The sequence below is a fragment of the Novosphingobium sp. BL-52-GroH genome, from assembly GCF_044813085.1.
Taxonomy (GTDB): Bacteria; Pseudomonadota; Alphaproteobacteria; order Sphingomonadales; family Sphingomonadaceae; genus Novosphingobium.
Window position 1 is genome coordinate 735,742 of record NZ_CP171152.1, and the last position, 23,388, is coordinate 759,129.

19 protein-coding genes and 1 other RNA gene are annotated in these 23,388 nt (G+C 66.3%); 7 read left to right on the top strand and 13 right to left on the bottom strand.

Translation table 11 applies throughout. The features are described 5' to 3' along the window. Window positions 1-227: 227 nt before the first annotated feature. Window positions 228-896: a glutathione S-transferase gene (locus ACFFDA_RS16100; RefSeq protein WP_404481717.1), complete on the bottom strand. Its 669-nt coding sequence runs from the start codon at window positions 894-896 to the stop codon at window positions 228-230. A gap of 151 nt (window positions 897-1,047) precedes the next feature. Between ACFFDA_RS16100 and ACFFDA_RS16105 the strand changes: the two genes are divergently transcribed. Beyond that, complete coding sequence (locus ACFFDA_RS16105; protein WP_404481719.1) at window positions 1,048-2,295, top strand: polyhydroxyalkanoate depolymerase; 1,248 nt, start codon at window positions 1,048-1,050, stop codon at window positions 2,293-2,295. A gap of 152 nt (window positions 2,296-2,447) precedes the next feature. Here the strand turns inward: ACFFDA_RS16105 and ACFFDA_RS16110 are convergent, their stop codons facing one another. Further along, window positions 2,448-5,120 (bottom strand): M1 family metallopeptidase, encoded by a 2,673-nt coding sequence (locus tag ACFFDA_RS16110; protein WP_404481721.1) that lies wholly within the window; start codon window positions 5,118-5,120, stop codon window positions 2,448-2,450. Between the two features lie 272 nt (window positions 5,121-5,392). Between ACFFDA_RS16110 and rpsF the strand changes: the two genes are divergently transcribed. From rpsF to ACFFDA_RS16135, 5 genes are all read left to right on the top strand, one after another. Further along, the gene (gene rpsF / locus ACFFDA_RS16115) at window positions 5,393-5,755 is read left to right on the top strand and encodes a 30S ribosomal protein S6 (RefSeq protein ID WP_404481722.1); all 363 of its coding nucleotides are present in this window, start codon (window positions 5,393-5,395) and stop codon (window positions 5,753-5,755) included. A 5-nt stretch (window positions 5,756-5,760) separates the two neighbouring features. Further along, complete coding sequence (gene rpsR, locus ACFFDA_RS16120; protein WP_404481724.1) at window positions 5,761-5,985, top strand: 30S ribosomal protein S18; 225 nt, start codon at window positions 5,761-5,763, stop codon at window positions 5,983-5,985. 14 nt (window positions 5,986-5,999) lie between these two features. Beyond that, the gene (rplI, locus tag ACFFDA_RS16125) at window positions 6,000-6,596 is read left to right on the top strand and encodes a 50S ribosomal protein L9 (protein WP_404481726.1); all 597 of its coding nucleotides are present in this window, start codon (window positions 6,000-6,002) and stop codon (window positions 6,594-6,596) included. Between the two features lie 213 nt (window positions 6,597-6,809). Then, the gene (locus ACFFDA_RS16130) at window positions 6,810-7,301 is read left to right on the top strand and encodes a GNAT family N-acetyltransferase (protein ID WP_404481728.1); all 492 of its coding nucleotides are present in this window, start codon (window positions 6,810-6,812) and stop codon (window positions 7,299-7,301) included. 235 nt (window positions 7,302-7,536) lie between these two features. After that, window positions 7,537-8,967: an AMP nucleosidase gene (locus ACFFDA_RS16135; protein ID WP_404481729.1), complete on the top strand. Its 1,431-nt coding sequence runs from the start codon at window positions 7,537-7,539 to the stop codon at window positions 8,965-8,967. Between the two features lie 96 nt (window positions 8,968-9,063). Here ACFFDA_RS16135 and ACFFDA_RS16140 read toward each other — a convergent pair whose 3' ends face one another. Beyond that, window positions 9,064-10,239: an ATP-binding protein gene (locus ACFFDA_RS16140; protein ID WP_404481731.1), complete on the bottom strand. Its 1,176-nt coding sequence runs from the start codon at window positions 10,237-10,239 to the stop codon at window positions 9,064-9,066. A 120-nt stretch (window positions 10,240-10,359) separates the two neighbouring features. Here ACFFDA_RS16140 and ACFFDA_RS16145 point away from each other — a divergent pair, with 120 nt between their 5' ends. Beyond that, entirely contained in the window at window positions 10,360-11,121 is a 762-nt protein-coding gene (locus ACFFDA_RS16145; protein ID WP_404481732.1) for a sulfotransferase, read from the top strand. Window positions 11,122-11,166: 45 nt separating this feature from the next. Here the strand turns inward: ACFFDA_RS16145 and ACFFDA_RS16150 are convergent, their stop codons facing one another. From ACFFDA_RS16150 to ACFFDA_RS16195, 10 genes are all read right to left on the bottom strand, one after another. Continuing rightward, complete coding sequence (locus ACFFDA_RS16150) at window positions 11,167-13,005, bottom strand: M2 family metallopeptidase (protein WP_404481734.1); 1,839 nt, start codon at window positions 13,003-13,005, stop codon at window positions 11,167-11,169. A 446-nt stretch (window positions 13,006-13,451) separates the two neighbouring features. Further along, window positions 13,452-14,210, bottom strand: a complete 759-nt coding sequence (locus tag ACFFDA_RS16155) for an alpha/beta fold hydrolase (protein WP_404481736.1) — start codon at window positions 14,208-14,210, stop codon at window positions 13,452-13,454. 37 nt (window positions 14,211-14,247) lie between these two features. After that, window positions 14,248-14,694, bottom strand: coding sequence for a GFA family protein (locus ACFFDA_RS16160; RefSeq protein ID WP_404481737.1), 447 nt, complete (start codon window positions 14,692-14,694; stop codon window positions 14,248-14,250). A gap of 72 nt (window positions 14,695-14,766) precedes the next feature. After that, the gene (locus ACFFDA_RS16165) at window positions 14,767-15,792 is read right to left on the bottom strand and encodes an aspartate-semialdehyde dehydrogenase (protein ID WP_404481739.1); all 1,026 of its coding nucleotides are present in this window, start codon (window positions 15,790-15,792) and stop codon (window positions 14,767-14,769) included. An 88-nt stretch (window positions 15,793-15,880) separates the two neighbouring features. Beyond that, on the bottom strand, window positions 15,881-17,257 hold the full coding sequence (locus ACFFDA_RS16170) for a DUF418 domain-containing protein (protein WP_404481741.1): 1,377 nt from the start codon (window positions 17,255-17,257) through the stop codon (window positions 15,881-15,883). 494 nt (window positions 17,258-17,751) lie between these two features. Then, complete coding sequence (lon, locus tag ACFFDA_RS16175) at window positions 17,752-20,169, bottom strand: endopeptidase La (protein WP_404482769.1); 2,418 nt, start codon at window positions 20,167-20,169, stop codon at window positions 17,752-17,754. 261 nt (window positions 20,170-20,430) lie between these two features. After that, on the bottom strand, window positions 20,431-20,766 hold the full coding sequence (locus ACFFDA_RS16180; RefSeq protein WP_404481743.1) for a YbaB/EbfC family nucleoid-associated protein: 336 nt from the start codon (window positions 20,764-20,766) through the stop codon (window positions 20,431-20,433). 1 nt (window position 20,767) lies between these two features. After that, window positions 20,768-22,651 (bottom strand): DNA polymerase III subunit gamma/tau, encoded by a 1,884-nt coding sequence (locus tag ACFFDA_RS16185; protein WP_404481744.1) that lies wholly within the window; start codon window positions 22,649-22,651, stop codon window positions 20,768-20,770. A gap of 130 nt (window positions 22,652-22,781) precedes the next feature. After that, window positions 22,782-22,875: signal recognition particle sRNA small type (gene ffs / locus ACFFDA_RS16190), an RNA gene on the bottom strand. 218 nt (window positions 22,876-23,093) lie between these two features. Further along, entirely contained in the window at window positions 23,094-23,372 is a 279-nt protein-coding gene (locus ACFFDA_RS16195) for an ETC complex I subunit (RefSeq protein ID WP_404481746.1), read from the bottom strand. Window positions 23,373-23,388 lie beyond the last annotated feature (16 nt).

The window sequence follows — 23,388 nt, forward strand, 5'->3', positions numbered from 1 at the left end:
GTGGACTTACGGATCCAGCGATGGCTTCCGGGAAGGCGGACGACGTCACTGCCGCACCCCTTGCAGATCCGGACGTACATGCTGCCGTTCCATCGATCGCTGCCCTTCTTCGGCTTGTGGCGATTGATGAGGCAATAGGGCATTTGCAGTATCACGGCGAATTCGTATCCATGGTTCTCGTGCGATGGGAGGTCTCGTTGCCTCCTTTGGCGCCGATCATAGGACGATCAGAACTCGACGTCGAGTTCCTCCATCTCCTCAGGCTCCACCTTTGCCGCCGCGACCCATTCATCCATTGGCGCCCACTGGGCGATCGTGCGGCAATAGGCCGAGCATTCGGGCGGCAGCGCGACGGCGTACGTCACGAAGCGGGTCGTCACCGGCGCATACATCGCGTCCGCTACCGTCGGTGTCGCGCCGAACAGGAACGGTCCGCCGTAAGTCTGCAGGCAATCGATCCAGATCGCCTCGATCCGTTCGATATCCGGGCGCGCGCCAGAGAAGACGGGGAACTTCTCGTGCCGCACCTTGAGGTTCATAGGCAGTGCGGAGCGCAAGTTGGTGAAGCCCGAGTGGATTTCGCCGGAGATCGAACGACAGTGCGCCCTCGCGATCGGGTCCTTGGGCAGCATGCCGGCGTCGGGGAAATGCTCGTTGAGGAATTCGGCGATCGCCAGGGTATCCCACACGCTGGCGCCCTGCCACGTCAGGCGCGGCACCAGGACCGACGGCGAAAGCAGCAGCAGTTCGGCACGGTTGGCGGCATCGTTCGCCACCATCTTCTCCACCACGTCGAGCCCCGCGAGGCGGCACAGCAGCCAGCCGCGCAACGACCAGGCAGAGTAGGTCTTGCTCGAGATCGTCAGAGTTGCGACGGTTTCGCCGGCTATTGTCATCAGCCTGGGTCCTGTGTTCGAGTTGCCTGGGCGCTTTTTCTTGCATCAGCTTATGATGCAGCGCAGCATGAATCCAGAACCGATTGCACCCGCCTGTCGAATCGTCCCGTTCGACCGGCAGGGCCTGCAGCGGTACGGGGATTTTTTGCAGATGCTCTACCAGGCCTACCAGGCATATTGCGACACGCTGGCCCCGGCCCGCTTCGCCGCGCGCACGGCAACCGGATTTCGCGACAAGGTTCTGGGCGGCGCCGGCAACATGCCTTTCGCGCGCCGCCTCTTCGCGCTTGCCGAAACGTTCGAAAAGTCCGCGATAACCCACAAGCGCCCGCCCTACGCCATCCATGAGGTACTCTCGGGCAATGCCGTGACGCCAGTGGTGGAGGAAGTCGCGCTGTCGCTACCCTTTGGCGACCTGCTGCACTTCACCAAGCCCGAGATCGGCGTACCGCAGCCCAAGGTGCTCGTCGTCGCCCCGCTCTCCGGGCACTTCGCGACGCTGCTGCGCAACACCGTGCACACGCTCCTGCGCGATCACGACGTCTACGTCACCGACTGGTACAACGCCCGCGACGTGCCGCTGTCTGCCGGCAAGTTCGGCCTCGACGAATATATCGACTACGTGATCCGGTTCCTGCAGGAACTGGCCGATCCGGCCGATGCGAACGCGGGGCGCCGCGGTGCCCATGTGCTTGCGGTGTGCCAGCCCTGCGTGCCCGTGCTTGCCGCCGTGGCATTGATGGCGCAGGACGACGATCCCTGCCAGCCGCGCACGATGTCGCTGCTGGGCGGTCCCGTCGACGTGCGCGAATCGCCGACGGTGGTGAACGAACTCGCCAATGCGCACAGCTACGAATGGTTCGAGAACAACCTGATCCACGCAGTTCCCTGGCGGCACAAGGGCGCCGGGCGCAAGGTATACCCCGGCTTCATCCAGCTCAGCGCCTTCATGTCGATGAATTCGGGCCGGCATTTCGGCCAGTTCCGCAAGCTCTACAAGCATCTCGCCGACCTCGAGCAGGCCGAGGCCGACAAGATCGAGACTTTCTACGACGAATACCTCGCCGTCCTCGACCTCACCTCCGAGTTCTATCTGGAGACGATCGACAAGGTCTTCCAGCAGGCCCTGCTCGCCAAGGGCGAACTGACGCACCGGGGTCGCAAGGTGGACTGCTCCGCGATCCGCAAGACCGCCCTGCTCACGGTCGAGGGTGAGCGCGACGACATCTGCGCGGTGGGGCAGACGGCGGCGGCCCACTTGCTGTGCACCAGCCTGCGCCCTCACCTCAAGCGCCACCACCTGCAACCCGGCGTGGGGCACTATGGCGTGTTCTCCGGCTCCAAGTGGGAGCGCGAGGTCTACCCGCAGGTGCGCAACATGATCCTGGCGATGGCTTGAGCTGTCGGACCTCGTCATCCCGGACTTGATCCGGGACCTCGGGCAAGTCCGCGCAAGCCTGAGTACGAACGCCAGGCCGCTGTGGCCCGCGGCAAGCGTTCGCCTCAAGAGTACCCCGCGATCCCGGGTCTAGCCCGGGACGATGGTATCCTTCAGTAACCCGCCTTCGCCAGCCAGGCGCCGACTTCGCCCATCCGCGCCTGCCTGACCTCGATCCGGTCGCGAATTTTCGCGATCGCCTCGTCCACCGGGCGGCGCGCGCCTTGCGCAAGATGCGCCTGCGCATAGGCCTTGAGCTTGTCGACCATCGCGGGGTCGGCGCTGCCTTGCGCCAGCTTGGCGACGTAGCGCGTCGCGCCGGAGCTGTCGACGCGGGCCATGACCGCCTCGTGGTGGGCCACCACGAAATCGAAGGCCTTGTCGGGCTGGCCGGCCGCGACCGAACTGATGATGACCGGAGTAGTGGTCACGCCCGGCTCGTCGGTGAGCGAGAGCGCCAGCGCCTTGTCGGCCAGCGCCGGATCGCGCGCCATGCCCAGCAGCGAATAGAGCGTGGTCCGGACCTGGGCGGAAGTCTCCCTTTTCGCCATCGCGTGCAGCGCGTCCCAGGTCGGTACATCGGCGTTTTTGGCGACGACGGTGAGGATCGGCACTCGCAGCGACGGATCGATCGCCGAGCTACTCGATTTCGAGGCGGTGAAGCGGCGGCGTGCCTCGGCGACCACCGTGGACTCGCCAAGGCTGCCCAGCGTCTCGATCAGCGTGGCGCGCAAGTCGCCGTCGACGACCGGTTCGTCCGCGCGCGGAGTCCAGCCCAGGCGCCGGAGCACGGGCAGCAGCCGCGCCGTGGCGAACCGCGCCAAGGTGGCCTCGCGGCTGGCATCGCCGCGGGCGTAGCCCCCCAGTTCGGAGATCACCCTCGCCGCCCGTTCCATCACCTGCGGGGAAGTCGTGACGGGCAGCGCCTTCACCAGCCCGAGCATGTCGGCCATCGGCTGGCGCCCGGCATAGCCCAGCGCCACGGCATCGTTGAGGATGCCCAACTGGTCGACCGGCTGCACTTTGGCGAAGGACCCGGCGAGGCCGGCAAACGTCGCAGGATCGTAGAGCACGCGGTAATAGCCCGACTGCCCCGCATTGACGACGACGGGCGCGCAGCCCGCCACCGTCAGCGCGCCCTTGCCCTGCAGCAGCGTTTCGACGGCATCGCCCCCCAGCCCCGCCGCGCGCACCGGCACGCGCCAGGCGAGCGGCTGCTTGTCGGCGCCGCGGTCGCGTGTGAACTCGCCCTGCTCCAGTGACACGCTGGTCTGCCCGGCGCGGCAGGAGGCCGATACCTTCACCAGCGGGATTCCCGGCTGTAGCGTAAAGTCGTGGGCGATCTGGGCGATGGGCTTGCCCGAGGCCTTCTCGATCTCGGCCCACAAGTCGTCGGTGACCGTGTTCGCATGCTGGTAACGCTTCATGTAGGCCTGCACGCCGGCCTGCCACTGCGCCGAACCGGCATAGGCCTCCAGCATGCGGATCACCGCCTCACCCTTGGAATAGGTGATGGAATCGAAGGCTTGGCTGGCTTCTTCCACCGTCTTGATCGGGTGAATGATCGGGTGCGTGGTAAGGTAGGCGTCCTGCCCCATGGCCAGTTCGCGCGAGCCCAGGGCGGTCAGTTCCGGGTGCCATTCCGGATGGAACTTCTCGATCGCCCGACTTTCCATCCACGAGGCGAAGCCTTCGTTCAGCCACAGGTCGTCCCACCACGCCATGGTGACGAGATCGCCGAACCACTGGTGCGCCATCTCGTGCGCGACGACGGTGAAGATCCGCTCGCGCAGTTCGTTGGACGCGATCTTGGGGTCGAGCAGCATCGCGTTCTCGAAGTAGAAGATGCCGCCCCAGTTCTCCATAGCGCTGAAGAATTGGCTGCGGCCGGGCGCTGCGATGTGGTCGAGCTTGGGCAGCGGATAGGGCGTGCCGAAGTAGTCGTTCATCCAGGGCAGCAGCGCTGCCGATGAATCGAGCGCATAGTCCGCCTGGGCGAGGTCGCCGCGCTTGGTCAGCACGCCGATTTCGGTGCCGGCGGCCTGCGTGGTCTTGCGCTCGAAATCGCCGAGGCCGAGGAACAGCAGGTACGTCGACATCTTCGGGCTGGTGCCGAACGTGACCAGCGTCGTGCCATCGCCAAGGTCCTTGCGGCTCTCGACCGGCAGGTTGCCGACGGCGACTTCGTCGCTCGGCACGATAGTCCTGAGGCTGAAGGTCGCCTTGTAGAACGGTTCGTCCCACGAGGGCATGAAGCGGCGTGCATCCGAGTTCTCGAACTGGGTGAACAGCGCGCGCTTGTCCGAGCCGTCCGCCGCCTTGTAGTCGAGCGCGAAGAGGCCGAAAGCCTGGGTATTGATCTTGCCCGTATAATCGATCGACAGCACGTAGCGCCCCGGCACCACGGCCTTGGCGAACGTGAACGTCGCCGTCTGCGCTTCGGTGTCCAGCGAGACGGTCGCCGCACCGACCTGCTTGCCGGCGCTGCTCGCGAGCGCGGCCTCGGCGATCGTCAGGTCCGCCGCCTGCAGGGTGATGGTGCTCGTCGCCTCGACGACGTCCACCGTGATCGACGCCTTACCGGCGAAGGTCAGCGCCTTCGCGTCGGGCGTCACGGTCACGTCGTAGTGGCTGGGCCGTACGGCGCGGGGAAGCTGGGTGGTCACGGTCTCGGCAGTGGCCCCCTGGCTCGTCGAAGCCTGTGCGAACGCGGGAAGCGGCGCGAGCGCCTGGAGAGCAACGCCGGCAAGAAGCCCCAGCGTGGCGGAGCGGACAGTTGTTTTCATGGGCGACTCGTGCTTTTTCCGGGAGTGCGCCTTGCTAACACCCGCTCCTCATCACGCAACAAAAATGCAGATGTGCGCAACTTTGCACGCAGATCGCGAGCGAGTGGTCGCGCATGCCCGGGACCGCGGCGCTTGCATTCCCGTGAGAATCCGGTAAGGGCCCGCCTTCCCCGTCGTCATGCGATGGCGCGGAACACCCGAAAGAAAGCCGGAGGGGCCCCGCAATCCCGCGGACAAGCCAGCGATCGGTTAGATAGATGGAAGGAAATGCCGTGGCTCTCTATGAGCACGTGTTCCTGGCTCGCCAGGACCTCAGCCAGGCGCAAGTCGATGCGCTTGCCGCCGCCGCCACCGAGATCGTCGAGTCGAACCAGGGCAAGGTCACCAAGACCGAGACCTGGGGCCTCAAGAATCTCGCCTACAAGATCAAGCGCAACCGCAAGGCGCACTTCGTGATGCTGAACATCGAAGCCAACGGCGCCACCGTCGCCGAGCTCGAGCGTCAGACCTCGATCAACGAAGACGTGATCCGCTACGTGACCATTCGCGTGGAAGAGCACGAGGATGGCCCTTCGGTCATGATGCGCAAGAGCGACCGCGAGCGTACCCGCCGTCGCGAACGTGAAGGGAACTGACCGTCATGGCACGTGCATTTTTCCGTCGCCGCAAGTCCTGCCCCTTCTCGGGCAAGAACGCGCCGAAGATCGACTTCAAGGACGTCCGTCTGCTGCAGGGCTTCATGTCCGAGCGTGGCAAGATCGTCCCCAGCCGCATCACGGCGGTTTCCGCCAAGAAGCAGCGTGAGCTGAGCCAGGCGATCAAGCGCGCCCGGCACATCGGCCTCCTGCCCTTCATCGTCAAGTAAGGAGGGACTGACCCATGGATATCATCCTCCTGGAGCGCGTCGAGAAGCTCGGCGCCATCGGCGACGTCGTTTCGGTCAAGGACGGTTACGCCCGTAACTACCTGCTGCCGAACAAGAAGGCCCTTCGCGCCAACGAGCGCAACAAGAAGGTCTTCGAGGCGAACCGCGCCAAGATCGAGGCCGAGAACGCCGAGCGCCGCGCCGCCGCGCAGGGCCACTCGAGCGACGTCGAAGGCAAGCAGGTCATCCTGATCCGCGCTTCGTCGAACTCGGGCCAGCTTTACGGGTCGGTTTCGGTGCGCGACATCGTCGACGCTCTGAACGCCGACGGCGCGAAGGTTGCCAAGCACATGATCGTGCTGGAACGCCCGATCAAGACGCTCGGCATCTTCGACGTCAAGGTCAGCTTGCACCCTGAAGTGTCGGTCAACGTCAAGGTGAACGTCGCCCGTTCGCCCGACGAAGCCGAACTGCAGACGCAGGGCGTGGACGTGATGGCCGCGATGTTCGAACAGGACGTCTCGGGCTTCACCGAAGCCTACGACCCGAACGCCGAACCCGGCGAGATCGCGGTCGAGGAAGAAGCCGAAGAGGGCGAAGCTCAGGCCTGAGCTTTCCCTTCGGCTCCTGCCAAGGAATAAAAGGCCCTCGCTCCTCCGGAGCGGGGGCTTTTCTTTTGCCCGTCGTCCCCGCGAAGGCGGGCACCGCCGGCAAGGCGACGCCAACGGCAGGCAAGGTGGAAAACCGCCGTGCCCTTGGCGAGCCATCGCCTCAAGAGTACCCAGCGGTGCCAGCATGCACCGGGACGATCCAACGGGACAGCCATGATTACGCCCATCTCCCCCGCCGACTACCGCACCGACGCTCGCCTGCGCGCCGCGATGCTGGTGCTCAACAATGCCCATGCCGTCGAGCTTTCTTGGGCCGACGAGGCGCGCATGGAACTGCTGGTCGCGCGGGCCTTTCTCGCGGCGCGGGTCGGCATGGTCGACGCCATGCTTCTCGCATTCGCCCCGGGCGCCGCCTACGACAGCGCCAATTTCCTGTGGTTCGCAAAGCGCTACGAAAGCTTCGTCTACATCGACCGGGTCGTCACCGCGCCGCCAGCGCGCGGACGCGGCCTCGCCCGCAAGCTCTACGCGCACCTCTTCGAAGCGGCCCGTGCGGCCGGGCACGAACGGATCGTGTGCGAAGTCAATTCGGACCCGCCGAACCCGCCCTCGGAAGTCTTCCACCGCGCGCTGGGCTTCGCGCCGGTGGGAGAGGCGATGCTGGAGAATGGCAAGACGGTGACCTACCTCGCGCTGGAACTCTGATACCAGTGTCGTCCCGGGCTCGACCCGGGACCGCCGGCAAGGCCGCACGCGATTTCGACGACCAGCCACGCCGGCATGGCCCATGGCAAGCTATCGCCCCGAGAGTATCCCACGGTCCCGGATCAAGCCCGGGACGACGTGTTTCGTCGATATCCCATAACCGCCTAGGCACCGTCACATGCCCGCCCAGGACGCCCCCTATTGCGCCACAACACGGTTTGCGTAATAGATGGCCATGCAGATGATGAAAGAAACCCTCGCGGAATTGGTCCGCGTCTACGAAGCCGCTGTCTCCACTCTCAAGGCTGATATCACCGCCTTCGTCGAGCACGGCACCCTTCCCCCCACCGATCGCCGCGATGAACGGCTCTGGACGTATCCGGAGCTGCGCATCACCTATCGCGGCACCGAGCGCGCCGCCCGGGCCTCGCGCGCCTTCGGACGGCTCGAAGTCGCCGGGACGTACGCCACCACGGTCACCCGTCCCCACCTCTTCGCCGACTATCTTGCCGACCAGTTGGCGCTGATCGAGGCGGAATACGAAGTCGAGTTCGAAGTCACCCGCTCGACCCAGGAAATCCCCTTCCCCTACGTGCTCGAAGGCGTGCCCGTCGGTGCCGTGACCCCGCAGGAGCTGGCGACCCACTTCCCCAGCACCGACCTCGCCATGATCGGCGACGAGATCGCCGACGGCATCCACGTCTTCGGCGAGGACGAGCCGCAGCCGCTCGCACTGTTCGACGGGTTGCGCACCGACTTCAGCCTGGCGCGGCTGGCGCACTACACCGGCACCAGCCCGGAGCACTGCCAGCGCTTCATCCTGTTCACCAACTACCACCGCTATGTCGATGAGTTCGTCGACTGGGCCGGCAAGCAGGTCGGCTCGGACGGTTACGTTGCGCTCTCGGGCGCCGGCGGCCTCTACCTCGACGCGCCGGTCGACAACGCCCGCGCCCGCTTGTCCGACACTGCCTGGCGCCGCCACCAGATGCCGGCCTACCACCTCGTTCGTGAGGACCGCTCGGGCGTCACCCTGGTCAACATCGGCGTCGGCCCGTCGAACGCCAAGACCATCACCGACCACCTCGCGGTCCTGCGCCCCGAGGCCTGGCTGATGATCGGCCACTGCGGCGGCCTGCGCGAAAGCCAGCGCATTGGCGACTACGTGCTCGCCCATGCCTACTTGCGCGACGACCACGTCCTCGATCCGGTCCTTCCGCCCGAAATCCCGCTGCCTGCCATCGCCGAAGTGCAGATGGCGCTGGCCCAGGCGGCCGAGATCGTCAGCGGCGGCGGCGGCGCGAACCTCAAGAAGCGCATGCGCACCGGCACGATCGTCACGACCGACGACCGCAACTGGGAGCTGCGCTACACCGATTCCGCCAAGCGCTTCTCGCTCAGCCGCGCGATCGGCATCGACATGGAAAGCGCGACCATCAGCGCCCAGGGCTATCGCTTCCGAGTGCCCTACGGCACTTTGCTCTGCGTCTCGGACAAGCCGCTCCATGGCGAACTCAAGCTGCCGGGCCAGGCCAACCGCTTCTACGAGGAGGCGATCGCCAGCCACCTGAAGATCGGCCTCATCACCTGCGACCTGCTGCGCGAACAGGGCGACCGCCTGCACTCGCGCAAATTGCGCGCGTTCAACGAACCGCCGTTCCGCTGAAGACCGTCGTCCCGGGCTGGACCCGGGACGGCCGGCTATTTGATTTGATCGGCACCGGCCTACACCGGGGCCGATTCCGCTCCAACCGGACAGACTTTAGGACGCCAGCGGCATCGTGAACGTAAACGTCGTCCGCTGCGGCGAAGACGCGACCGACAGCCCGCCGTGGTGGGCCTTGGCGATTTCCGAGGCAATGTAGAGCCCCAGCCCCAGCCCTTCGCTGCCGGCGCTGTCATGCCCTCGCGCGAAGGGATGGAACAGCCGGCCACGAGCAGCGAGCGGGATTTCTGTTCCGCCGTTGGTCACCGAAAGCACGAACGTGCCGTCCCTCACGATGCAGTCCACCATGATCGGCTGGTCGAGGTCGCCGTGGCTGAAGGCATTGCCCAGCAGGTTGGACAGCAATTGCCCGATGCGCCGGCCATCGCAACGCACCAGCACCGGGCCGGCATCGCATTTCAGTTGCAGGTCGCCGTTGGGATGCGTTGCCGCGAGTTCGGCCACGACCTCGCGTACGATGCGCGTGACGTCCTCGTTGCGGCGCTCCAACGTCAGCCCGCCTCCCAGCCTGCCGCGCGCGAAATCGAGGATGTTGACGATCAGCGATGACATGCGCTCGACGCTGCGGTGCATCTGGTCGAGGATGAGTTCGGTGCGCTCCGGTTCCGGCGACCTGCGCAGCATCGCCACCCCGGCGTCGATCGCCGCAAGCGGGTTGCGCAAGTCGTGGCCGACAACGGCGATGAACTGCTCGCGCAGTTCGCCCGTCTCCACTTCGGTCGCCAGCCTGGCTTCCGACACCGTCAGCCGGTCCGAGGCGTCGAGATGGAAGGCCAGCAATTCGGCGAACATCCGGAACGTCGCCAGGACCTCGGGCCGTCCCAGGTCCGCCGGGTTGGGATCGATCGCGCAGAGGGTGCCGAAGAAGCTGCCGTCGGCCCGCACGATCGGCATCGAGATATAGCTGCGCAGGCCATAGAGCGCCGGCGTGTGGTGCTCGCGATAGACCGGGTCCGCCTGGACGTCGGAGATGACGACGGGTTCGCCGGACTGCCGGATTTCGTGGCAGATCGTGGATTCGACCTTCAGTTCGCCGCCGGGCAGGAGGCCGAAGTCGATCTTGTCGAGCACCTCGCAGGCGATCCAGCGGTCCTCGGTTACCCGTGCGACGGCGGCGAAGCCCATGCCGGTGAGCCGGCAGACGGTGTCCAGGATAGTCGGAACGATGTCGATCTTCCGTACCGCATCGACCTCGTTTTCCAGCACTCCCATCACGCCTCCTTCGCGTCTGCCTAGCATATTGCGTTGAGCGCGCGAATCGCGATTTCGCTGCATCCCCGGCTGCAACATCGTGAAATCATCGGCTAAACTGCAGCCGCTAGGCCCGGCACCATGCATCAGCCGACCTCCGCCCGCCCCTGCAAGTCCCGCCTCAACCGCCTCATCGCCTCCGCTTTGCGGGTCCGGCTTCTCAGCGACGTGCCCGAGCGGCTATCGCGTTGCCGCGTTCCCTACCTTCCCAATGCGAAGCGGCGCGAGCGGATCGCGGCGATCCGAGACTGCGGAGTCCTGTTCATCCACGTTCCCAAGAATGCCGGCACCTCGGTGTGCGAGAGCCTCTACGGGCGCCAGATCAAGCACGAGACGGTCCGCTACTACGCGATGGTCGCCCCCGACGTGCTGGATCTGCCGAGTTTCGCGGTGGTCCGCGATCCGATCGGACGATTCCTTTCCGCCTACCGCTACGCCCGCAACGGCGGCACCGGCGACCGCGCCGTGGCCCGGCCCTTCAACGCCCGCTACCGTGCCTTCCGCGGCATCGACGATGCCATCGACCACCTCGCCTGCGCGCGCGGGCCCTTCGACATCGACCACATCTTCCGGCCGCAGAACTGGTATCTCACCGACGCCCGTGGGCGCTGCCGCATCGACACCCTGGTTCCCTACGAAGCACTCGACCAGCTCGGCGACATCGTCGGCCTGGGCGACCTCGACGAACTGCCGCAACTCAACCGCTGCGGCAGCGCTCCGGCCCCGGCACTCAGCCCGAGCCAGGAAGCCTTCGTGCGTGACTTCTACGCCGCGGACTTCGCGCTGTGGCGCGCCGCATGCGAAAGCAGGCGCGCGGGCGCATCGGCGCGGGCCGTGGCGTGAAACGCGTCGTCCCGGCAGAGCCCGGGACGACGGCGTTCGCGCTTTCTACCAGCCCTCCTTCTCGCCCTTGTTCTGCGCATCGAGCCAGGTCTTGAGCGGCGCGAAGTAGTCGAGCATCGGCCTCGCGCTCATCCGGCTCGATCCGGTGAACACCTTGAGGGCCTCGGGCCAGGGCCTGGACTGGCCCATTGCCAGCATCGCATTCAGCTTCGCGCCGACTTTCTTGTCGCCGTAGAAGCTGCAGCGGTGCAGCGGTCCCTTCCAGCCGGCCTGCTTGCACGCGGCCTGGTAGAACTGGAACTGCAGGATGCGCGCCAGGAAGTAGCGGGTGTAGGGCGTATTGCCGGGGATATGGTACTTGGCGCCCGCATCGAAGCCGTCGTCCGGCCGGGCCGAAGGCGGAGTGATGCCCTGGTATTCGAGGCGGAGCTGGTTCCACGCCTTGTTGTAGTCGGCAGGCTTGATGGTGCCATCGAAGATGCCCCAGCGATAGCGGTCGATCAGCAGTCCGAAGGGCAGGAACGCCACCTTGTCCATGGCCTGGCGCAGCAGCAGCCCGGTATCCTTGTCGGCACTGGGCACCCGCGCCTTGTCGAGCAGGCCGATCTGGACGAGGTACTGCGGCGTGATCGACAGCGCCACGAAATCGCCGATCGCCTCGTGGAAGCCGTCGTTGGCACCGTTGAGGTAGAGGAACGGCTGCTTGTTGTAGGCGCGCTGGTAGTAGTTGTGGCCCAGTTCGTGGTGGATCGTGGTGAAGTCGTCCGCGTTCACCTTGGTGCACATCTTGATGCGGATGTCGTCCTTGTTGTCGACGTCCCAGGCCGAGGCGTGGCAGATCACCTCGCGGTCGGCGGGCTTGACGATCATCGAGCGGGTCCAGAACGTGCCCGGCAGCGGATCGAAGCCGAGCGAGGAGTAGAAGCCCTCGCCGGCCTTGACCATGTCCACCGGCGTCTTGCCCTGGGCCTTCAGCAGATCGCCCACGTCGTAGCCGAGATCGCCGGCTCCGGCAGGCGCGACCAGCGGGTAGATGTTGCCCCACTCCTGCGCCCACATGTTGCCCAGCAGGTCGGCGCGGATCGGGCCGGTGCGCGGCTGCACCGCATCGCCGTACTTCTCGTTCAGCTTGCGGCGCACGTAAGTATGCAGCGCGAGGTAGAGCGGCTTGGTCTCCTCCCATAACCGCTGCGTCTCGGCGGCGAACTGCTCGGGCGTCATGTCGTAGCCCGAGCGCCACATCGCGCCGACGTCGGCATAGCCCAGCTCCCGGGCGCCCTCGTTGGCGATGCCGACCATCTTGACGTAGTCGCCCTTCATCGGCTTGCCGACGTTGTCGTGCCAGGTGGTCCACATCTCGCCGAGCTGCGCGGGCGTGTGCTCGATATTGCCCATCTGCTCCTCGATGTCGGAGCCGTTGATCGGCTTGCCGTCGAGCGTGCCCTTGCCCTTGCCGTAGGTGGAGGACAGGCGCGTGGTGATGTCGCTGAGCTGCGCGGCGGCGCCCGGCGTGGTCGGCGCGGGCAGGACGATGCCCTGGCGCAGGATGCCCAGCTTGCGCGACACGTCCGCATCCAGTCCGCCCACTCGCGCGAACTTGGCCGCTTCCACCGCGTACTTCACCTGCTTTTCGGTAAGGTCGCCGTTCGACTTGGCGGCCAGCGCGTCGGTGTCCTCGGTGATGTTGGTGTAGTTGACCCAGTTGGTGCGGTTGTTGTCGAGCGAGAAGTCGAACAGGTCCTTCTCGGCGGCGGCGACGAACTTCGCGGCGCCCTCGGCCGTCATCGGATAGGCGGCCTGCGGCGTCTCCTGCGCGAGCGCCGGGACGGCGGAAAACGACAGGCCGGCGGCAAGCGCTGCCAGCGCGGTGGAAGCGAATTTCATGGGGGGACCTCTTTCGAACCTTCGTATGGCGCGACCCTAAACCGCCTGCGCCGCAGATCAACGCCGCCAGGTCGATTTGCGCCGACCGTGGACCCAAGGTGACAGTGGTTTACACGGTTTACACTGTCCTGGGGACGAGTGTCACCTCGGGGCCAGAAACCGTCGCCTCGCGCATGGCGACCGGGACGAAGAGAATGGGTGGGGCGGGTCATCGCGTGACGATATCGCAGCGCCATGGCTGTAGGAAAGCGGACGGCCGCAGGCACGAGCGCCCTCCCGGAAGGCCGTTGCCGGTTCGTCGTCCCGGACTTGATCCGGGACTGCCGGCAATCCTTGGCGCGATAGCTTGCGATGGACCACCGCGACGCGGCGCGGCGGCTCAACCTTTCACTGCCTTGCCGGCGATTCCGGCACGCGCCGGGACGACGATCCGGGAAATGCCCCCGCTAGTCCAGGAACTCGGCGATCGCCCGCCCCATGTCCTTGAACGTCACCGACGACATGTGATTGCCCGGTGTCTCGACATAGAGGCCGTCCGGCAGCGCGGCGGCAAGCTCGGGCGCGGAGCCATTGTCGCGGTCGTCCGCCCCGCACACGCAAAGCGTGGGCATCCCCACTTGCGCGATGGCATCGGGCGCGGTGTCGTCCACCGATCCCAGCAGCAGGCGCGCGGCGACGCGGTCGATCTTCATGGTCTTCATGAAGGCCTGCGCGACGAAGGCCTTGTCGCCGCGCTCGATGGTTCCGAAACGGTCGATGGCATCGACAAAATGTGCGGAACGCCGCGCCCAGCCCGACAGGCCGGTCAACCCCATCCCGCCCAGCACCAGCCGGCGCGGCGCGAGGCCGGCCAGCACCCCGCGCACCGCCGTGCGCGCCCCGAGCGAGAAGCCGCCGAGATCGTAGTCGACCAGGCCCTGCGCAGCGACGACGGCCTTGAGGTCGCGCACCAGCACGTCGGCGGGATAGGCCGCGGGATCGTGCGGGCCGTCGCTCTGGCCGTGGGCGCGCAAGTCGGGCATGACGAGGTCGAAGCCGGCATCGGCGAGGATCTTCGCATTGCCGAACTTGATCCAGTTCACCTCGGCACTGGAGAACAGCCCGTGGAGCAGGACCAGCGGCCGCCCGCCGGTGTCGCCCATGCGGTGGACGGCCAGCTTCGCGCCGCCGAATCCCTCGACGAATTCGGTATTCACATCGTTCACGGCAATCTCGCTCGCTGGGCCGGGTCGGCCGGTATCGTCACTCGGGCGGCTGGAGGCCCGCCTCCTCCCAGCGCTTCACGACGTTCGGGTTTTCCGCGCTGGTCATGCCCGGCAAGTGCCGCACGTCGGTCCACGCGGTCAACATGCTTTCGGTGGCGTAGTTCCGGCGGGGACGGAACGGCGTGGGATCGTCGAAGCTGCCCACGGTGAGGTCGATGTTCTCCCCGCCCTCGAGGAAGGCAAATCCCAGCGGCGTCCCGCAATGCGAACAGAACGGGCGATGCGCGATGGGGGAGGAACGATACCAGTCCGGCTCGGTGTGCCAGGCCACCTTGTCAAGCGGGACGTTGGCAAAAGCGATCGAGACGCCCCCGGTCGCCTTGCGGCACATCTTGCAGTGGCACAGGTAGGCGTCGTCAGGCTCGACCTGGGCCGTGTAGCGGATGCGGCCGCACTGGCAGCCGCCGGTCATGGTCTGCGTCATGCGGGGAGGATATCGCGGACAAGGCCGGTTGCAAACCCCGCGGCCCCGGATCAGGTTCCGGGGCGACGAGGCTCACCCCTTCTTGAGGTGACGCCGGCCAAGCAGTTCCGCGATCTGCACCGCGTTGAGCGCGGCGCCCTTGCGCAGGTTGTCCGACACGCACCACAGCGCCAGGCCGTTCTCGACCGTGGGGTCCTCGCGCACGCGGCTGACGTAGGTCGCGCCGTCGCCCACCGCTTCCACCGGGGTGACGTATCCGCCGTCCTCGCGCTTGTCGACGAGCATGACGCCCGGCGCCTCGCGCAGGATGTCCTGCGCTTCGGTGGCCGAAATCTCGTCCTCGAACTCGATGTTCAGCGATTCCGAATGGCCGACGAAGACCGGCACCCGCACGCAGGTCGCCTGGACCTTGATCCTGGGATCGAGGATCTTCTTGGTCTCGACCACCATCTTCCACTCTTCCTTGGTGGAGCCGTCGTCGAGGAAGACGTCGATGTGCGGGATGACGTTGAAGGCGATCTGCTTGGTGAACTTGCGCGGCACCAGCGGGTCGCCCACGAAGATCGCGCGGCTCTGCTCGAACAGTTCGTCCATGCCCGACTTGCCCGCGCCCGAGACCGACTGGTAGGTCGAGACGACGACGCGCTTGATCCGCGCCTTGTCGTGCAGCGGCTTGAGCGCGACGACCATCTGCGCGGTCGAGCAGTTGGGGTTGGCGATGATGTTGCGCGCGGTATAGCCGTCGATCGCCTCGGGGTTCACCTCGGGCACGATGAGCGGCACGTCCGGGTCCATGCGGTAGAGCGAGGAGTTGTCGATCACCACGCAGCCGGCAGCGGCAGCCTTGGGGGCATAGATCCTGGTCGCCTCGGACCCGGCCGCGAAGAGCGCCATGTCCCAGCCCGCGAAGTCGAAGTGCTCGAGGTTCTTGACCTTGAGCATGCGATTGGTGTCGCCGTACTCGATCTCGATCCCGATCGAACGCGACGAAGCGACGACCGCGATCTCGTCGGCGGGAAATTCACGCTCGGCCAGGATGTTGAGCATTTCGCGGCCGACATTCCCCGTCGCTCCGACGACGACTACGCGATAACCCATGGCAAGATCCTTCCAGCAGCGCCCGCACAAGGCGCCCGATATGAAGGCGGCGGGTTACAGGCTCGCTACACGAAGGGCAAGTGGCCGATCAGGCCGGCGCCAGCGTGCCCGGCTCCGGTCCGGCGGCACGGCGCACGAATGCCTGGCGCCGGCCATAGGCGAGCGAGCGCCAGACCCACTCGAGCGGCCCGCAGAGGTAGAAGCGCAGCCAGAGGTTGGCCAGCACCAGCATGAACACGTCGATCACCGTCGCGGCGATCACAAGGTCGGTCCACCCGAACCGGTTCCACAAGCCCAGGCCCCAGGGCGCGAAGACGAACCACAAGGTCACGATGCTGGTCAGGATGTAGATCGAGAAAGCCGTGCGGCCCACGGCCTTGAACGGCGCCAGCAGCCTGCGCCCGGCCGCGCTCTTCATCACCAGGTTGAACAGCCCGACGTGGCCCAGCGTGACGGCCAGCCTCGCAAATTCGCCGGAGATCATGCCCGATACCGGCCAGGGGGTGAAACGATAGACCTCCACCACGTCCCAGCCGCGCAGCCCGCAGCCGACCGCATAGGCCGAAACCGCCAGCAAAGCGTAGAAGCGCGCCGTTCGCTCGCCCTGGATCACGCCCCACTTGAACAGCGCCATGCCCAGGCACATTCCGCTTGCCGCCTCCAGCACCGTGAAGAACGTGCCGTTGCCGTCTCCGAAGATCTTGTTCCAGACGAACCAGGCGTAGACGACGTACTTGTGCGGCCCGCCCTCGCGCGCCTTGCGCTCGGCGTCGATCATGGCTTGCGCTTCCTTGCCCGGCGGCTTGGACAGGTCGTGTGCGTCGCGCTTCTCCTGCCATTTCTCCAGCGTCTTGTTGTCTTCGGCCGAGAGCCTCTGGCCATGCGCACGCCGGGCTTCCAGCACCTCGACCTTGTGGATTTTTGCGATCCGCTCCTGATAGCCGATCACCCCGCCCCCGCCAGGCCAGCCGACCGCCATCACGGTCGCGAACGCAAGGCCCATCGCCAGCAGCACCTTGGGCGGCGCCTTGCGGAACGGGAACAGCAGCAGGGCGGTGAGGCCGTAGGCAAGCAGGATGTCGCCCACCCAGGCGATCACGAAGATGTCGATGAGCCCGAAGCCGACGAGCAGCAGGTTGCGGCGATAGTAGAGGTCCGCCACCACCACCGGATCGTCCGGTCGCATGGCCTTGGCGGTGAAAATGAGGATGCCGGCGCCGAACAGGAATTCGAACAGGCCGCGCTGCGTCCCCTCCCAGATGATCGCGATCGTCGCCCAGGTCACCTGGTCCGCCGCGCTCCACGAGAGGCGACGGAAATCGTTCATCCACGAGGACACGTTGGTCCCCATGAAGGGGATGTTCATGTAGAGAATGCCCAGGATCGCGATCCCGCGCAGCACGTCGAGCACCTCGATGCGGGCACGACCCCGCACCGGTCCGAATTCCGCAGATCCGCCCGCCATGCATACCCCCGCAGGTTGTTTGCAAGTACGTTACGTCAAGGTCGGAAATTCGTCAATTTAACCGGGCTTGGGGTATTATGTTGGTATTTCACCCAATTCGATGAATGTCGCGTTCTTCTTCGGATCTTTTGGATGGGCGTTCAATCTTTTGCTGCCGGATATCTTCGACTTCGTTTCGGCGGCGTAGATGTCCGATTGTCACCTACACCCGTCTTGCGCCGAGGCTGTCCCATTCAGGAGACACCGGGCCGCCACCCGCGGAGAGCGCGCTCCCGCCCTGGCCGGCATAACCGATCGGGCCGGTAAATTGCCGCAAGGCCCCCTGTGCAGCGCAGGGGAAAAGTCCGCTCGCGCGGGGCCCAGCCGGCCACCCATAGAACAGGGCCGTCGGGTGGCCCGCCTGCGCCATCACCCTCATCCACCGACACGAAAAAGGGCGCCGGAACCCGACGCCCTTTTCTTGTTCGTGGACCGGGCGGGTTCCGGCCCTGGCTTCAATGAGCCGTGGTGCTTGCCGAGGAAGCGTGCGGTGGCGGGGCGGCGGCCAGTTCGTCGGCTTCGGTCCACTCGATCGCGGTCAAAGGCTCGGTCAGGGCCTGGGACAGCACTTCATCGACGTGGGCGACGGGGATGATCTCCAGCCCCTGCTTCACGTTGTCGGGAATCTCGGCGAGGTCCTTGCGGTTCTCCTCCGGGATCAGCACCGTGGTGATGCCGCCGCGCAGGGCCGCGAGGAGCTTTTCCTTGAGGCCGCCGATCGGCAGCACCCGGCCGCGCAGCGTGACTTCGCCGGTCATGGCGATATCCTTGCGCACCGGATTGCCGGTCAGCGTCGAGACGATCGAGGTGACCATGCCGACACCGGCCGAGGGACCGTCCTTGGGCACCGCGCCTTCCGGCATGTGGACGTGGATGTCCTTCTTGTGGAACACGCTGGGCTTGATGCCGTAGGCTGGCGAGCGCGCGCGCACGAAGCTGTAGGCGGTCTGGATCGATTCGTTCATCACGTCGCCCAGCTTGCCGGTCGCCTTGATCGCGCCCTTGCCGGGTACGGTCACGGCCTCGATCGTCAGCAGTTCGCCGCCGACTTCGGTCCAGGCGAGGCCCGTCACCGCGCCGACCTGGTGCTCTTCCTCGCCCATACCGTGGCGGAACTTGCGCACCCCTGCGAAGTCGGCGAGGTTTTCCGCAGTGATGGTGACTGCGGTGGCCTTGCCTTCAAGGATCTGGCGCAGCGACTTGCGCGCCAGGCGCGCGATCTCGCGCTCCAGCGTGCGCACGCCGGCCTCGCGGGTGTAGTAGCGGATCAGGTCGCGCAGCCCGTCCTGGGTCAGGGTGAACTCACCCTTCTTCAGGCCATGCGCTTCCACCTGCTTGGCAACCAGGTGCCGCTCGGCGATCTCGACCTTCTCGTCCTCGGTGTAGCCTTCGAGGCGGATGATCTCCATGCGGTCGAGCAGCGGCTGCGGCAGGTTCAGACTGTTCGCGGTGCACACGAACATCACGTCCGAAAGGTCGATGTCGAGTTCGAGGTAGTGGTCCTGGAACTTGGCGTTCTGCTCCGGGTCGAGCACTTCGAGCAGCGCGGAGGCCGGATCGCCGCGGAAATCCTGGCCCAGCTTGTCGATCTCGTCGAGCAGGAACAGCGGGTTGGACTTGCCCGCCTTGCGCAAGTTGGTGACGATCTTGCCCGGCAGCGAACCGATGTACGTGCGGCGGTGGCCACGAATCTCGGCCTCGTCGCGCACGCCGCCAAGCGACTGGCGGATGAACTCGCGCCCCGTCGCCTTGGCGATCGACTTGCCCAGCGAGGTCTTGCCCACGCCCGGCGGGCCGACGAGGCACAGGATCGGGCCCTTCAGCTTGTTCGTCCGCGCCTGCACCGCGAGATACTCGATGATCCGGTCCTTGACCTTGTCGAGTGCGTAGTGATCGGCGTCGAGAATGTCCTGCGCGGTCGAGATGTCGCGCTTGAGCTTGCTCTTCTTGCCCCAGGGCAGGCCCAGCAGCACGTCGAGGTAGTTGCGGATGACGGTCGCCTCGGCGCTCATCGGCTGCATCGACTTGAGCTTCTTCAGCTCGCCGACGGCCTTTTCCTTGGCTTCCTTGGAAAGGCGCGTCTTCTCGATCCGCTCGGCCAGTTCCTGAAGCTCGTTGGCCTCGTCGCCCTCGCCGCCGCCCAGCTCGGACTGGATCGCCTTGAGCTGTTCGTTGAGGTAATATTCGCGCTGGGTCTTTTCCATCTGGCGCTTCACGCGGCCACGGATCTTGCGCTCGACCTGCAAGACGCCGAGTTCGCCTTCCATGAAGGAATAGACCATTTCCAGGCGCTTGAGCGGATCGGGCTCGGACAGCACCGCCTGCTTGTCGGACACTTTGGCCGAAAGCTGGGCAGCGACGGTATCGGCCAGCTTGGCCGCATGTTCGATGTCGCCCAGTTGCTCGCCGGCATCCTGGCTCAGCTTCTTGTTGAGCTTGGCATATTCGGCGAACTGGTCGACGACCGTGCGCATCATCGCTTCGACTTCGGTGCCCTCGGCCTCCACGGGCTCGAGCATCTCGACGCCGGCGACCAGCATCTCGCCCTCTTCCGTCGTTTCGGAGCGGAGGGTTTCGAGCCGGGCGCGGTCCTGGCCTTCGACCAGCACGCGCACGGTGCCGTCGGGCAGCTTGAGCAGTTGCAGGACGCTGGCGACCACGCCGGTGTCGTAGAGATCGTCACGATCGGGATCGTCGCAGCCCGGATCGAGCTGGGCGAGCAGGAAGATGTCCTTGTCGCCGGCCATCGCCGCCTCGAGCGCGGCCACGGATTTCTCGCGGCCGACGAACAGGGGCACGACCATGCCCGGGAAGACGACGATGTCGCGCAAAGGCAGAAGCGGAAGCAGGTTCACTAGGCAAATTCCAATCATCACGCGCAAAGAGTGCCCATGAAGCGCCCTTCGCTGTCCCGGACGATATGGGGTCAATGTACCGCCATGCAATCCGTTGCGGGCTAAAGACTGTGCAAAGCCTTTTCCTGCACCTTGATATTATCCGCAAGACCGCCGCCTGGCCATGTGGGCGTAGATCCGTTGCGGATAGTTCCCCGGTAGTTTCATCGGGACCGGATGCACGAAGGCCCCGCCCCGTCCCCGCGCAGGCGGGTCCGCGGCGGGGCCGGGAAAATGCTTTCAGAACGGCAGCTTGAAGCCCGGCGGCAGGCCCATGCCCGACTGTGCCTTGGCCAGTTCCTCGTTGGCGACCGAGTCCGCCTTGACGCGCGCGTCGTTGTAGGCGGCGGCGATGAGGTCTTCGAGGATCGGCTTTTCGCTGGGCTGCATCAGGCTGTCGTCGATGGCCACGCCGATGACGCGTCCCTTGGCGGAGCAGCGGATCTTGACCAGGCCACCGCCCGAAAGGCCTTCGACTTCCATCTGGTCGAGCTTGCCCTGGGTTTCGGTCATCTGCTTCTGGATGGTCTCGGCGGCCGCCTGCGCGGCCTGGATCATCTCTTCCATCGACTTCATTTCAACGTCTCCAATTGCGCTGACCGCCGCCGATCGCGGCCGGACGGTCTTCCTGTATCAATTCGGCGCCCGGAAAGGCGGCCAGGGTCGCCTCGACCAGCGGCGCGCTGCGCAGCGCCTCGGCGTCGGCGCTCTGCTTCACTTCGGCGATCTCGACAAGCGTGGGCGCGCCTTCGGCATCGACCCGCTCGACCTGCCAGCGCTCGCCGGTGGCGGCCTGCAGCCCTGCGCGCACGAGCGCGGCGATATCCTCGCGGAACGCGGGCGGCTGGGTATAGCGCAGCAGGCCGGGCGCGAGTTCGACCACCCGCACTTGCATGCGCATGGTGTTGGCAGTGGACATTTCGCCCGCATGCTCGACGTCGTCGACAAGCGCTTCCCAGCGCGGCGTGATCGCCGCCGGGGCCGATGCGGACGGCGCCCCAGGGACTGCCGCAACGCCCTCGCCGGCCCCCGGTGCGGCCGGAGCGCGCGCGGCGATCTCCTCCAGCTTGCGCACCAGAGCGCCGGGATCGGGCATGTCGGACGCGTGCATGATCCGCAACAGCGCCATCTGCGCTGCGACCAGCGGGTCGGGCGCGGACTTCACTTCCTCGTGGCCCTTGAGCAGCAGTTGCCACAGGCGGTGGAGCTGGCCGGCGCGCAAGCCCCTGGCCCAGCCCTCGATCGCCTCGCGCTCCTCTGTCGAATGCGCATCGGCCGCGTTGCCGGCGACTTGGGCCACGGCGATGCGGTGGACGAGGTCCATCAGCCCGCGCATCATCGCGATCGGCTCGACCCCGAGCGCGAACTGGCGGGCAACGATATCGAGCAGGTCGGGCCCGCGCCCTTCGAGAATCGCGGCGACCAGATTGCGCTGCACGCTCTTGTCGGACAGGCCGAGCATGTCGCGCACCTTGTCCGCCAGCACCCGGCCTTCGCCGTCGAGGTCGGCGTGCGCGATCGCCTGATCGAGGATCGACAGCCCGTCGCGCACAGAGCCCTCGGCGGCGGCGGCGACCATGGCCAGCGCCTCGTCCTCGGCCTCGACGCCTTCCTGGCGGCAGACGTGGGCGAAGTGGCCCGCGAGCATCGGCGCCGGGATGCGCCGCAGGTCGAACCGCTGGCAGCGCGAGAGCACCGTGACCGGCAGCTTGTCGACCTCGGTGGTGGCGAAGAGGAACTTCACATGCGCCGGCGGCTCCTCAAGAGTCTTGAGCAAGGCATTGAAAGCATTGCGCGAGAGCATGTGGACTTCGTCGATGATGTAGATCTTGTAGCGCGCCGAGACCGCCGAATAGCGCACCGCCTCGATGATCTCGCGCACGTCGTCGACGCCGGTGTGGCTGGCGGCGTCCATCTCGATCACGTCGATGTGACGGCCTTCGGCGATGGCGACGCAGGGCTCGCACTGGCCGCAGGGGTCGATCGTCGGGCCGCCCTGCCCGTCCGGGCCGATGCAGTTGAGCGCCTTGGCGATCAGGCGCGCGGTCGAGGTCTTGCCCACCCCGCGCACGCCGGTCATCAGGAAGGCATGGGCCAGCCGGTCGCGCTTGATGGCATTGGCGAGGGTCTGGACCATCGCTTCCTGGCCGATCAGCTCGGCGAAGGTCTGCGGGCGGTACTTGCGCGCGAGCACGCGGTAGGGCTGCGCGGCCGCGGGCGCCGGGGTCGCTGCGGGCGCCGGGGTCGTGGGTTTGGCCGGTGCCGGCTCGGCGAACATCGCCGCCTGCCCCGCCGCTTCGAGTTCGGCCGCGGTGGGGCCGGTCTCGGCTTCCGGCTCGGGCGCGCCGAACATCGACTGCTGCCCCGCCGCCTCCAGCTCGGCGGCGTCGGGCGCGTCCTGGTCTTCGTCCTCGTCGTCCCAGGGGGGCGTGTCGCCGAACATGTCGCGTGAATCGTCCATCGTCGCGCAAACTAGGGGCTGGGCCGGGGAATGTCAGGGGAAAACCGCTGCCGTCCACAGCCTTCGCGCCGCACCGGACAGAAAGTCCGATGCGCGCGAGGTTCAGCCCAAGCTGTAACGATGTGAAGCTGTAAAGGAGCCGGGTGACCCGCCGCAACCCGTTGTGGCTGCTTCCTTCCGGACCTGACCAAGTTGGCGGACGCAAACGCCCACCCCGACTCCCGGCCGCGCATATGGCGGGGGTTTTCGAGGAATGCAAGTGGGCAGATGCGTTCGAGCCCTCGTCATCCCGGACTTGATCCGCGACCGTGGACAGTGCTTCAGGCAGTGCCTCGCCGAAACGCGGACACGGCCTTGCCCACGCCCCCGGATCAAGTCCGGGACGATGCGATTTCCTGACGTTGTTTCCTGGGGCAATCGCCTGGTGCGATTACCAAGAGGCTCAGCGGAAGTTGTCGGCGTAGGCCTGGATCTTGAGCCGGCGCGGCGGGGTGGCGTGGATTGCCGCCTCGATGCCGTAGCGGTCGGCGTAAGCCTTGGCCTCGTCCGCGGTGGGGAAGCGCAGGACCACCTGCTGCTGCATGTCGCCGGAACCGGCCCATCCCATCAGCGGGTCGGGCTTCTTCGCCTCGGCCGGGGTAAACTCGAGAGTCCACTGGTCGAGCAGCGCCTTGCCGGACTGCATGGCGTTCTTCGGGCGTTGATAGATGCGTGCGCTCATGAGCCGATGCCTTGCC